Annotated in this window: 12 protein-coding genes; 5 read left to right on the top strand and 7 right to left on the bottom strand. The window is 61.2% G+C overall.

Annotated elements, in window-relative coordinates:
- Positions 1–176: 176 nt before the first annotated feature.
- Entirely contained in the window at positions 177–1,136 is a 960-nt protein-coding gene (locus tag ACVZUB_RS03065) for a DMT family transporter (protein ID WP_054781974.1), read from the top strand.
- Here the strand turns inward: ACVZUB_RS03065 and ACVZUB_RS03060 are convergent.
- The gene (locus ACVZUB_RS03060; RefSeq protein WP_482628129.1) at positions 1,126–1,800 is read right to left on the bottom strand and encodes a TetR/AcrR family transcriptional regulator; all 675 of its coding nucleotides are present in this window, start codon (positions 1,798–1,800) and stop codon (positions 1,126–1,128) included. The two genes, ACVZUB_RS03065 and ACVZUB_RS03060, sit on opposite strands and share 11 nt — an antisense overlap.
- A gap of 158 nt (positions 1,801–1,958) precedes the next feature.
- Between ACVZUB_RS03060 and ACVZUB_RS03055 the strand changes: the two genes are divergently transcribed.
- A complete protein-coding gene (locus tag ACVZUB_RS03055) occupies positions 1,959–3,461 on the top strand; it encodes an MFS transporter (RefSeq protein ID WP_064074541.1) in 1,503 nt (500 codons plus the stop codon).
- 355 nt (positions 3,462–3,816) lie between these two features.
- On the opposite strand, the gene ACVZUB_RS03050 is transcribed toward ACVZUB_RS03055, so the two are convergent.
- Both ACVZUB_RS03050 and ACVZUB_RS03045 read right to left on the bottom strand, forming a co-directional pair.
- Positions 3,817–5,424 (bottom strand): ABC transporter substrate-binding protein, encoded by a 1,608-nt coding sequence (locus tag ACVZUB_RS03050; RefSeq protein ID WP_482628128.1) that lies wholly within the window; start codon positions 5,422–5,424, stop codon positions 3,817–3,819.
- A gap of 134 nt (positions 5,425–5,558) precedes the next feature.
- Positions 5,559–6,137 (bottom strand): CGNR zinc finger domain-containing protein, encoded by a 579-nt coding sequence (locus ACVZUB_RS03045; protein ID WP_064111452.1) that lies wholly within the window; start codon positions 6,135–6,137, stop codon positions 5,559–5,561.
- Positions 6,138–6,200: 63 nt separating this feature from the next.
- Here ACVZUB_RS03045 and ACVZUB_RS03040 point away from each other — a divergent pair, with 63 nt between their 5' ends.
- A complete protein-coding gene (locus ACVZUB_RS03040) occupies positions 6,201–6,578 on the top strand; it encodes a hypothetical protein (RefSeq protein WP_256520308.1) in 378 nt (125 codons plus the stop codon).
- A 92-nt stretch (positions 6,579–6,670) separates the two neighbouring features.
- Positions 6,671–7,015 carry a PH domain-containing protein gene (locus tag ACVZUB_RS03035; protein ID WP_482628127.1) on the top strand — a complete coding sequence of 115 codons (345 nt, stop codon included), beginning with the start codon at positions 6,671–6,673 and terminating at the stop codon, positions 7,013–7,015.
- Here ACVZUB_RS03035 and ACVZUB_RS03030 read toward each other — a convergent pair whose 3' ends face one another.
- Positions 7,016–8,227 carry a saccharopine dehydrogenase family protein gene (locus tag ACVZUB_RS03030; protein WP_482628126.1) on the bottom strand — a complete coding sequence of 404 codons (1,212 nt, stop codon included), beginning with the start codon at positions 8,225–8,227 and terminating at the stop codon, positions 7,016–7,018.
- A complete protein-coding gene (locus tag ACVZUB_RS03025) occupies positions 8,220–9,218 on the bottom strand; it encodes an alpha/beta hydrolase family protein (RefSeq protein ID WP_042922753.1) in 999 nt (332 codons plus the stop codon). Before ACVZUB_RS03025 ends, ACVZUB_RS03030 begins: the two co-directional genes overlap by 8 nt.
- Positions 9,219–9,361: 143 nt before the next feature.
- On the opposite strand from ACVZUB_RS03025, the gene ACVZUB_RS03020 reads away from it, so the two are divergent.
- Positions 9,362–10,240, top strand: a complete 879-nt coding sequence (locus tag ACVZUB_RS03020; RefSeq protein WP_054827727.1) for a DNA-binding transcriptional regulator — start codon at positions 9,362–9,364, stop codon at positions 10,238–10,240.
- Here the strand turns inward: ACVZUB_RS03020 and ACVZUB_RS03015 are convergent.
- The gene (locus ACVZUB_RS03015) at positions 10,219–10,833 is read right to left on the bottom strand and encodes an LLM class oxidoreductase (RefSeq protein WP_042922755.1); all 615 of its coding nucleotides are present in this window, start codon (positions 10,831–10,833) and stop codon (positions 10,219–10,221) included. The two genes, ACVZUB_RS03020 and ACVZUB_RS03015, sit on opposite strands and share 22 nt — an antisense overlap.
- A 210-nt stretch (positions 10,834–11,043) precedes the next feature.
- Positions 11,044–12,369, bottom strand: coding sequence for an aminotransferase class V-fold PLP-dependent enzyme (locus ACVZUB_RS03010; protein WP_003941108.1), 1,326 nt, complete (start codon positions 12,367–12,369; stop codon positions 11,044–11,046).
- Between the last annotated feature and the right edge of the window lie 40 nt (positions 12,370–12,409).

Below are 12,409 nucleotides of genomic sequence, written 5' to 3'. Positions count from 1 at the left end.
AGGGTGCGTTCAGTTGACATCTCGCCGTATAAACCATTGCGGGAGAAAGAATAATGCGTCACCAGTCTCGGATCACCTGCAGCATCACGACACAGTCAACCTTATACCTACTGGGGGTATAGGGTAGGTCTGGCATCAACCAGCCATGTCCGCGAGGTCGTCGACGAAGAGGAGCAATGAAGAACTGGAAAGCAATCGGCAGCAGCCGATTCGCCGTAGTTGGAGCTTTGCTGTTGGTCGGCATGCTCTGGGGAAGCTCGTTCCCCCTGGTTGCTGTGGCAGCACCAACTCTCGGCGCCGTCGGCACGACGCACGGCCGCTTCATTGTTGCAGCGTTGGTTCTCGCGCTGATAACTGCTTCCAGCAGATCGACCTGGCGCGCGGTCGGTCATCGGTTTCCTGCATTCCTACTGCTGGCTGCCCTCAACGTCGCTGGGCCCCTGACACTTGTCGCAACTGCGATCGTCGGCCTCAACTCGTCGACGGCGTCGATCCTGAACGCCACGACTCCGATGTTCACCGTATTCGTCGCCGCTTTCTGGCTTCGACAAAAGATCACCTGGCGAAAACTCTCGGGGGTCGCGATCGGCATCGTCGGCGTCTCGGTGCTTGTCGGCGGAATTCCGTCAGCGATCGACAGTCGCGCAATGCTGGCCATTGGCGCATCTTTGACCGCGGCGCTGCTGTACGCAGTCGGAGGTGTCTACGCACGAAAGTCGTTCCAGGACACTCCACCCCTGACGCTGGCCCTCGGCCAACAACTTGCCGCGGTCGCCCTCTTGGTGCCGGTGTCCGCCGTCGCTCCCCCTCCGGGGCCCATAACCGTCGGCCCACTCATCGCCGTGGTAGCCCTGGGGCTGGGGGCTACCGCCGGTGGCTACCTGGTCTACTTCTGGATAATTCGTCAGGCGGGTCCAGTCGCGGCATCGGCCGTCACTCTTCTCGTTCCGATTTCGGCATCAGCCATCGGAGTGCTGTGGTTGAACGAGCCTGTTACCTTCGCGCTCGTTGGCGGTCTTGTCATCATTCTTGCCGGAGTCGGCTTGCTCCTGGATCTTCCGCCGACGCGAGATCCATTGCGCAGGGTTGCCCCGGGGCGGGCGGCTAGCGCGGACAAACGGCCGGTCAGCGGCTGATCGGAGCCGTCCAAAGTCCGACCAGCGCGTCGACGAGGTCGGTCGTGAAGTCCTCCCATGACGTGACCGCGTCCGGCCCCTCTTCGGCAAGCGTGCGCTCACGTTCGGCGAAAATGTGCACGATCGCATTGCGTCCGATGTCCGCGCGGGCGCGTCGAACACTCATCGGCATGTCGGCCAGACAGTCAGAGAGTCCCCGAAGCGTCTCCTGCAGGGTGGGCGAGGCCAGTACCTCGTCGTAGACGATTTTCCGCAGGACCGGGTCGGTGAGAATCTGTGCACTGAACCGCGCGTACCAAGTCGGGCCACCCATTTCGGCGTAGTGATCGGTCGACGCCCGAACCAGACACGAAATCCAGTCACGAACGTTTGTGGACCCTTCGATCTCACACAGCAGTTCGCCACGCTTCTTCTCGACCTGCTGGGAATGCTTGTTCACGATCGCGCGGACCAGATCGGTCTTGGTCCCGAAGTGGTATCCGACGGCTGCATTGTTGCCCTGACCCGCCGCTTCACTCACCTGGCGGTTCGAAACCGCGAAGACACCGTGCTCGGCGAACAACTGCTCGGCGACGGCGAGAATGCGGTCTCGGGTTGCAGCAGAGCGCGCGGAATTTGCGGCGCCGCCGACGTCGGCCGACGCGTCCTCAGTCCTCGTAGTCATGGGCACCATCATCCTCGACCATCCGAAGCTGCTCGGCACCGGAGATATTCGTCACGATCGGAGGCGCACCCTTCCGTTAAGTCAGTCGCTTGATTTAACTTTAGTTCAATCAACTGACTTAAACCATTATTCGTTCTTCCTCCGATGGAGTTACCGCAATGTCGTCAACCACTTCTCCACCACCGACAACGCCGCCACAGACAACGAAGTCGCCAGCCACCACCGCAGTGGTGGCTGTTCTGGCGTTTTCCGGCATCGTCGTCTCGCTCATGCAGACGCTGGTCATCCCGATCATCCCGCATCTGCCCGAGTACCTGAACGCGCCGGCGTCCGATACCGCGTGGGCTGTGACCGCCACGCTGCTCGCCGCCGCCGTCGCCGTCCCGACCATGGGCCGCTTGGGCGACATGTTCGGCAAACGGCGTCTACTCCTGATCAGCATGGCGCTGTTGGTCACCGGTTCGGTGGTCGGAGCCCTCAGTTCGAGCGTTATCCCCCTCGTTGCCGGCCGAATCCTGCAAGGCCTTGCTGCCGGCGTCATTCCGCTGGGTATCAGTGTGATGCGCGATGTACTTCCGCCCAAGAAGCTCGCCGGCGCTGTTGCGATGATGAGCGCTTCGCTGGGAGTCGGTGGCGCTCTGGGGCTTCCGATCGCGGCTTTGATCGCCGAGTACGCCGACTGGCACGTCCTGTTCTGGGCGTCAGCCGTGCTCGGCGCTCTTGCGGCCGTTCTTGTTGTCGTCCTGGTCCCCGAATCGGCGGTTCGCACAGGTGGCACGTTCGACTTCGGTGGGGCAATCTCGCTCTCAGCCGCCCTCATCGCTCTACTACTGGCCATTTCCAAGGGTGGCGACTGGGGTTGGACGAGCACGCTCACGCTTTCCTTGTTCGGCGCCGCGATCCTGATATTCGGATTCTGGGCTTGGTGGGAACTACGCACCCCCAAGCCGCTGGTGGATCTACGCGTATCCATCCGCCGCCAGGTGCTCTTCACCAACCTCGCATCGATCGTGTTCGGATTCGCGATGTTCGCCGCCAGCATGGTCTTTCCCCAGGTAGTCCAGTTGCCTGAAGTCACTGGTTACGGCCTAGGCGGTTCGATGCTCACCGCAGGTCTGGTCATGGCTCCCTCCGGCATCATCATGATGCTGATCTCTCCGCTGTCCTCACGCATCACCAATTCGCACGGCCCCAAGGTGACGCTCATGCTCGGCGCCGTTGTCGTCGCAATCGGTTACGGCATCGGCATTTTCGCCATGCACTCGATTTGGGAACTGATCGTGATCGCAGTGATCATCGGCGCCGGTACCGGTATGGCTTACGGCGCGATGCCCGCTCTCATCATGGGGGCTGTTCCTCCGTCCGAGACCGGTGCAGCCAACAGCTTCAACACCCTGATGCGCTCCCTCGGTACATCATTCGCCAGCGCCATCGCGGGTGTCGTCATCGCCCAGATGACCATGTCCATCGGTGGGGCAACGCTGCCGTCGGAGAACGCTTTCCGCGTCGTCATGGCCCTCGCTGCCGGATCCGCCGTCGTCGCACTCGTCCTGGCCGGTTTCCTCCCTCGGTTCAACAGCTCCAACTCCCGCAAGGAGATTGGTAGCCAGCACACCGATACGTCCCCGACCACGTCGAAGGAATCCGTTCCGACACACTGAGCCAGCGCGCAATACACACTGCGCTGTACACACAGCCCGGCCCCGGCGGAGTCCAACTCCGTCGGGGCCGACGCGTTTCACACATTTTGCTGTTGATACACCTGCGGACGACAGTTTCGTGACATGCTCCGTTGAGATGGGTGCTCGTTCGATACTCGGGGAAAGGATGCCGCGATCGCCGCTCCTCGTGCTGACGTAGCCCTTGCTGTCGCCGCCGCTGCCGTCCTGGGCATAGGCGTCGGTGTCCTTCTTGCCGATGTCGTCGCCGGCCTGGCTGCAGGTGCGGGTGCTGCAGTGGTATTTCGGTTTGCTCTTCGGATGATCAATACCCGAAAGTGAGCGTTTGCCGAGGGTCCTACTTCAGGACACGGATCGCCGAGCCCGGAAGGATTCCGCTCGATGGCGGATAGATCGACGTTGCCCCGTTGAAGAACATGTGAGCGGGAGTCGTGGATACCGGCAGCAGGTCGACGTCCTTGAACAATGCCCGCTCACTTTCCTCCCAGACCTTGCAGGACTCGTCACCGGGAAGAAGCGAAGCCTCAGTGGACAATTCGATGTACTTCTTGTTGTCGAGGGAAGCGAAGTTCACTCCTTCAGGTTTGGGCGGGCCGGTGAAGTACTTGGCAAAGATGCTCGGCGTATCACTCCCCAGCGTCAAACCGATGGAAACGTCCCACGACGACAGGTCGGTGGTGCTGAATGTGTTGGCGATGACAAAACTGTAGTCGCCGCCGGTCAGTTTCACCTTCGCGCCCAGTCCTTCCCACTGTGTTGCCACGTATTCCGCGGCGGCAGAGTTCGTATCGCGTGAGTTGTTGAAAATCACGTTGAGGGCAAGCGGTCGACCGTCCTTCGTCAGGATGCCGTCGGACCCCGCCTTCCAACCTGCGTCGGACAGCGTTTTCTTTGCTGCATCGACGTCGAAATCGGGGATCGTCCCTTCGACACTGTTGTAGTCGCAGGCAAGGGGTTCCGAAACCGCGAGGGCGCGTGCGCGGGTTCCTATACCGCCGGTGGTGATCTCGGTGTAGTCGTCCAGGTCTACTGCCTGCACGAGGGCCTGCCGTACAGCACGGTCTGCCGTGGGTAGGGCCGCGAAATGATTGAAGATGAACTCGCCGGACAACGTGGTGTAGGTCTTCGAATCCAGACCCGCGGCCAAGACTCGTTCCTCGTCCGAACCGGTGACCGCTGCGGCATTCACTCCGCCGGTGAGAACAAGATTCGCCGTCGTACTGGGATCGGTGACAATCTTGATCGTCACTGTCTTCGGCACTCCGAGAGTGTCGGAAGTGGTCTCGCCGTTCGGACTCCAGGTGTAACCGTCGCGTCGTTCCATCGTGATGTGATCGTTCGGAACAACTTCGGTGACCTTGAACAGACCCGTTCCGTTGCTACTCGAACGGATGCTGGCCGGGTCTTCGAGCGTCGCAGCGCACGGAAGCCGCAACGCGCCGATTCGAGAGAGCAGGAAGGGCGCTGGCTCGGCGGTAGTCACCATCAGTTCGTCACCGTCCGCTGAGGCCGAAGTCGACATCGGCACAGTGGATCCGCGTAGCGGTGAAGCGTTTTCAGGATCCATGACCCAGTTGATGTCATCGGCCGCGGTCTGTGCGGTGAAGGAAGTGCCGTCGGCACAAGTGATGCCCTTCTTGAGCACGAACTTCAGCGTGTTCCCTTCTTCACTCCAGCTCTCCGCCAGATAGGGACGCACAGTGCGTGTTTGCGCGTCGATGTCGATCAACGAATCGTACGAGTACGCGTTCACGATCTGAGTCGACGTGAGGTTGGTGATCAGAGGGTGCAGATTTCCGGGATCGGCGTTGATGACAGTCGTGAAACTGCCGTCCTTTGCATACTCACCGACCGAACCTTCGGGACTGGATGCGCCGCCACACCCGGCCAGGGTGAAAACGCCAACGCTGATAGCTGCTGTCGCGGAGACAGAACGGGCTTTCATACGAGCCGCCATCTACTAGGAGTTGCCATGGCGACAATCGTGCGGGACTGACGTGGTCTGTATCTCGTTGAAGTTCCCCATACAGTCGGCCGTACTCTGTTCGATTGTCACTATCGACCGGGCAAGCGCAGACGCTAAGTACGACGCTGCCGTTGACGGTGATTCGCGACGTTGATTCGGTTGCCGCACAACGCCGGCATGCAGTAGCGGCGTCGCCCTCCCCTGCTCGTATCGACGAACACCCCGTTGCACGTCGGCGATGCGCATGGACGGAATCGTTCGTACCCCAATGTGCGCAGAGTCCCCAGCAACGAGTATCCGATCAACAACGTGAGTTCACCCGCGAGATCGATTGTGTTGTCCGGTACTGCATTCCACCGATAGCCGTTCTGGGAATCTGGCGTAAGTCGAACGTGATGCGGGACGGCCTGGAGAAGTTGATGAGTGCGATCGACTAGTTCGCCGGCAGTCGGAGCATCGAGAACCGAACGAATTTCCTCTCTGAGCCCCTGAACGTCCGCAAGTTCACCGCTGGTCGGCCCGCGTCCGTTGCGGAGTGCGTCCGGCGAGAGTCCGTGTTCACTCAGTAGATCCTGAAGCGTCTGGGAGTCTGGCAACGCGTCACCAGCCTCCACCCACACTCGGGGTGAGGTGTTGACCAGGTCCGTCGCAAACGACGCACCGGATACGTAATCGTCTAAAACTACTTGCATCCCTTACCTCCCTGCTTTACCGTAATTGAATAACCTAACTTTACACCTTACGGAGGCGGCGGGATGGAACACTGCGCAGACCACGGACTGCCCGAGATACTCCTCGACACCCACAACCGATTACGCCGCGCCGGCACCGTGGCGTCGGGGACACCCGTCGTTGCAGCCGATCTCTACTGGTCGATCGGAGCGCTCGCCCAATGCCTGACCGCGATGGACGAGGTCATTTCACAACTGGGAATCAACGCCCGAAAGCAGTTGCGAGCTGGAAAGTTCGATGTCGAGAGCGGACCGTTCGAAGGAGAGCCCGACGCCGCCCTACTCACCGCAGTTCTTGCGCTCGCCAGAGCATCGAGTAGTTGCGAACCGGTTCAGGCGGCAATCGGCAACGCTCAGATCGCGGTGAGCGATCTCGTCGTCGCGAGGACTACCAGCGCCTGACACTCGGGCGGGCCACCCGCCCCAGTAGAGACTGTATGGTTGGTTTTCGGCATCTGCCGAGAGCGTCGAACAGCAGGGACCGGGTTTTCACTGTGAGTACAGGGACATCAACGATCTACGAGGACAGGACCGTCCGGATCGACGATCAGGGCGTCACGATCCGCCACTACTACTTTCCGTTTGTCAGCAAGTTCGTCCCGTACTCGCAGATCGAATCCGTCGACCTCGGAGTCATGTCATGGCTGAGCGGACGCCTACGAATCTGGGGAACAACAGATTTCAGCTCGTGGTACAGCCTGGATCTTTCACGCCCGCGGAAGGAGACCGCGGTGGTACTCACTCTCGCCGGCCACGGATCGCCTTCGTTCAGTCCCAAAGACGCAGACCGAGTCGACGCCGAAATCCGCAGTCGCATCGGATCGCACGCCGCGGACTGACTAGCGGAACTCGGATTCGACGGTAACGATCTCCCTCCAATCGGTTCGATCGAACAACCGCGCCAGCGCTGTGAACAGAACTTCCGGATCGACGACGCTCTCGGGTGAGTGCACACCGATCCGATCCGAAATCGTTCCGTCGGCGAGCCGGGACACCACCTGAGCAAGGCCGAGCGCCAAGGGGATTCCGGTTGCACCGGCCATGTCCGACAGCAACTCCGACACCGGTGAATCGTCTGCAATCCGGGCCACGACGCGCATCTCTCGACCTTCGAGCGCCCCTGTCGCCGAGGCGAAGAACAACGGCAAGGATCCGTGGCCGGCGCGCGTGAGCATTCGAGGCGCAGCACGGATCATCCGTCCGAGCGAAGGCTTGCCCAATTCTTCGGCGGCCGAGTCGAGATCGATTCTCCCCTTGTCGATGTCGGCGCGGAGAACGTCGAGAAACGCCACGGTTTCCGGTGTGATGACCATCAGATTTGCCGAATGCCCCGCAGGATTGATGGTCCGATGAAACATCACCGGCTCCGGATGCCCGACCACGTAAGCGTTCCCCCGACGTCCGCCGGGCAGTTCGAGTGCGATGGAACGCAACGGTTCTTCGTTGACGATTCGCCCCGCACGAACCACCGGAACCTGGCCGCTGATCTGTTGTATCCAGTGAACGGCGGCTGCACTCAATGTGTCCACCGACTCGTCCTCGCCCTCGACATCAACCGGCCAGGCTGTATACAGATCGTCGACCACGTCCAATCGCGAGACTGCCATCGCGGCCAGGAGGTTACTCATCCCGGGACTTGCGCCCATGCCGACTACCGCACAGATTCCGGCTCCCCTCGCGGCACAGTCCAATTCCAGCATGTCGACGGCCGGCTCCCAGTCGTCGCAGATGTCGAGATAGTGAGTCCCGGTCTCGATCGCTGCCTGGAGAATGCCGACGCCGAAACGGAAGAACGGTCCGACCGTATTGACGACCACGTCTGCGCCGTCAAGCAATTCACGTAGCGTGCGACCGTCCGTGACGTCGATGCGGCGCGCCTCGACTTCCGCTGACGCCTGCGCCAGTTCAACTGAAAGACGCTTCGCAGCATCGATATCGCGATCCGCGACTACTACCTTGCCGATTCCCGGCAATGTTGCGGCCAGACGAACTGCTGCCGAGCCCATGGCGCCGGCACCGCCCAGTGCGACAACCGTGATTCCGTCAGCCATGAATTCCCTCCAAAAATGCAGTCTGATCCGCTAGATAGCCGGGAGCGAAGATCGAACGGGGAGCAAGAACGGCCACCAGAGCCGACATCAATTCCGAGTGTTCGAGGTCCTTCTCCACAATCGAGTGAGTGGCGTCGGGGTACTTCTTGACCACCAGTTGCCCTGGCGAGTCGAGTAATTCGCGGTACACCCTTTCGGTATCAGCCACGTCGACGTTGACGTCTTGTCCGCCGATGATCAAGAGCACCGGAACCTTCACGGTTTCGAGATCGGCTCGCGCATCCGAGAGGTAGTTCTTTCGGATGAAGTTCCACCGGTCTTCGGTGAGACCGTCGGCCTCGCCGGAGGCCACGAGATCGTCGAACGATGCATCACGGGCCAACTGATCCAAGTTCTTCGCACGATCGACCCGCGCTTTCTCGAACTCGTCGGCCGACGCATTTCTCTCGGAAAGTTCGGCTAGGGTATTGAATTCACCTTGTTGGAGCCAGTTGATCGCCGGACCCACGGCAATGACGAACGCTACGTCCGGGTCGAGGTTCACCACCTTGGGCATCACCCACCCTGCCTGGCTTGCACCCCACAGACCGATCCGAGACGGATCGATATCCGAACGTCCCCGCGCCCACTCGATTGCCGCTTCCGTTTCTGCCGCGCGATCGTCCATGCTCTGATCGAGCCAATTGCCCGGTGCCCCATTCACCCCCGGCTTGTCCCAGGAGAGTGACGCGTACCCCGCCTTTGCGAACGCCTCCCACACCGGTCGATAGAACGTCTCATGTGTTGCATCGACCGGGCCGTCTCCGTGGACGAAAACCACGAGCCCGAAGGGACCGTCACCGTGTTCGGGCAGTGCAAGGACTCCCTGGAGCGGCACCGATCCCCCGGTGATCGTCACTTTTTCCTCACGGATGTCATAGGTGTTCTGGTACAGCGTCCAACCCACCAGAGTCGCGATCAGAACAACGACCACCGCCAGGGAAGTAACCATCCACCTGCGTAAACGAGGCTTACTCTTGCCCTCGCTCATCGATTCCGCTGCCATCTTCCCGCCCTAACGTACGAATTTGAAACGATCGTATTGCATTCGATAGTACAGTTGTGGGCGAAGATGTCGAGAAGTGAGGAAAGGACATGGCGATGACCGACAGGGACGTCGATGTACCCACGAGGATCTTGATCGAGGGACTACTGCGCACGGACGGAACTGTCGACGGACGCACCCTTTATGCCACCGCCGACGCCCTCGGCAAAACTGATCAACAGGTTCGGCTGTGCATCAAGCGGTTGGTCACCGAGGGGAAGTTCACTCAGGAAGGTCGCGGGCGGCAGGCCACGCTACGAGCAACGCCGAAAGCCCTGCGCGAGATGGAACCCGACGTCGAATTCGTTCGGCTGGCCTATCGACAAGACCGCGACACTGTGACGCCGTGGGACGGGTATTGGCACCTGGCCGGATTCGCAATTCCGGAGTCGTCACGGAAAGCGCGAGATGCGCTGCGCACCAGGGTCGTTTATCTCGGCGGCGCGCTCGTCCAGGGCGGTCTGTACGTCTCGCCGCACGCCTGGGAACCGTATATTCGCGATGCGGCCGCCGAACTCGACGTCGAACAGCACCTGTCTTCTCTCACCACTCGAGATCTGAAAGTGGGCACTCTCGAAGACCCCGTGAAGATTGCCGCGCAGTTGTGGCCACTGGACCAGATCGCTGACGGATACGAACGGCTACTCGACGTAGCGACCGCACGCCTGCACAAACTGCAGAACAGTCCGGGTACCGATGCTGTCACGATGACCATCGAACTCGCGGCGGAATTCACGCGAGCCATGGAACCGGATCCGCTGTTGCCGCCGGAACTACTGCCCACCAACTGGATCGGCACGAGGGCTCGGTCGATCACTGCACAGTGCTGGACGCTTCTGGCACAGGTGGACGGTGCCGACGAATTACCGTCGCTGTTCCACCTGTACGCAGATGCAATCGGTGACGATCAGGATGCAAGCGTGCGCTGACGGGGCGGCAGTCCGAAACGCCCGAGAACCTCGTCGACTGCGGTGGACGGTGTGACAAGTCCGCGATCCTGAAGCCACGGAATGGTGCTGTCCACCAGATGCTCGAGCGTTCGAGGCAATGCGAGAGGCAGCAACGTAACGCCGTCGGCGACCTCCGCAGCTCGGATATCGGCGATCAAACTGCCGAGACCGGAAGGCGTTCCGACGTAATGAAGCGAAACGGGAACCCGCGGCGAGGTCAACGCGCTGTCCAACTGCGCAAGCTCCTTACGAGCGGAGCGAGCCTCCGGCGCGATCAGAATCTCGAGATCGACCAGCACTGCGACGCTGTCGGGATCGCGTCCTTCTTCGGCGACGGCAGCGCGTATACGTGCGCGTTCGAGCTGTGCCTCACGCAGATCCGCAGCGCGAATCCGAACCACATTGGTAGGGAATGAAGCCAAATCGAGAGCCTTTTCACCCTCGGTGAGGTCCACCCAGTAGTCGCCGCCGATGATGGGCAGGTTGCCGGGTGCGCCCTCAGCGGCCGGATGGTGACCGAATCCGGTCAACTCGACCGCTACGTGCAGAGAATGCGAAGCGAGTGAAGACATGTGAGACCTCCGAAAATCAGAAAAGTATGGGATGAGCGAGACGAATCGTCAGCTCGAACACATTCCTGAAGAGGTGCGGCACAGATCGACATGGCGACGGCACCACTGACCGAGAGTGATGCTCACTCTCGAAGGGGTGGCGGGAAAATCCGCTGGTGCCATGGCTGCCATGCTAGTTGTCCGTTCGAGTTTTCGGGGACCGAGCTCAGCTCAGACGCACTCGGCTGCGCCGGCATTGTCGTCTGCGGCTCCGAGGAAGGGGCGGGTCTCGGGCACAGGGTTCCACGCACCTGCCGTCTTCGCGTACTTCCAATCACGCTGATTCGAAACCAGGATGTTCACGGCGTCGACCAACCGCGTCACGTCGTCCGAGCTGCTACCGAGGCCGAGGCTGGCGCGAACTGCACCGCCGGAGAGGCCGAGGCGCGCGAGAACCGGATGTGCGCAGAAGCGACCGTCGCGAACTCCGATGCCGTGCTCGGCGGAGAGGAATGCGGCGATCTCGCCCGCTTCGAATCCGTCAACGGTGAAGGTGACGATTCCGACGGCGTCAGGAGCGTCGTTCCACAGTCGCACGAGTGAGACGCCCTCGATGGCGGACAAGCCGTCAGTGAGCTGGGCGGTGAGCGCCTTCTCATGCTCGGCGATCACGTCGAAGTCCAGGGCGTGCAGGGTTTCGCAGGCGGTCGCGATGGCAGCCGCACCGAGCACGTTGGGGGAACCCGCCTCGTGGCGTGCGGGCGCGCAAGCCCACTCGGTGGATTCGATGGTCACCTCACGCACGGCGCCGCCGCCGGCGAGGTACGGCTGAGCTTCGTCGAGCCAGTCACGGCGGCCGACGAGAACGCCGGCGCCGAAGGGCGCGTACAGCTTGTGGCCCGAGAACGCTACGTAGTCGACGCCGCATTCCTGCAGGTCGATGCGACGGTGGGGAGCCAACTGAGCAGCGTCGACGAGGATACGTGCGCCGCAACGGTGAGCGATGTCAGCCAAACGTGCAATCGGCAGGATCTCACCGGTCACGTTGGAGGCCCCGGTGATTGCGAGCAGCGCGGCAGGCTTGGTGCACAGTTCACCGATCAGACGCTCGATCGTTTCTTCGATGGTGTCTGCGGCGGTGACGATACGAGCGTCGTTCCACGGCAACAGGTTTGCGTGATGCTCGACGTCGAGGACGACGGTGCTGCCGGGGACGCACTGCGCAAGCAGGTTCAGCGAATCGGTGGTGTTCCGGGTGAAGACGACAACCTGATCGTCGGCACAGTTCACGAAACGAGCAACGGATTCACGAGCGTTCTCGTAGGTGAGCGTGGAGATCCGGGACGCGTAGCCGGCACCGCGGTGGACGCTGGCGTATGTCGGCAGCAACTCGGCGATACGGTCGGTGACCTGGGCCAATGCCGGCGCACTCGCGGCGTAGTCGAAGTTGGCGTAGGAGCATTCGCCACCCTGAACCAATGGAACCTGCAGGTCGGCACCCGAAACCTTGGCAATCGCGGTGGTGCAGCAGGTGTCGGCACTCAATACAGCAGTCATCGAAGACAATCCTCACGTTCAAGGACTCGTTCGTCGGGAG

Source organism: Rhodococcus sp. OS5 (assembly GCF_056837585.1).
The sequence above is the reverse complement of the archived record's forward strand: the minus strand, read 5'-3'. Positions and strand labels throughout refer to the sequence as shown.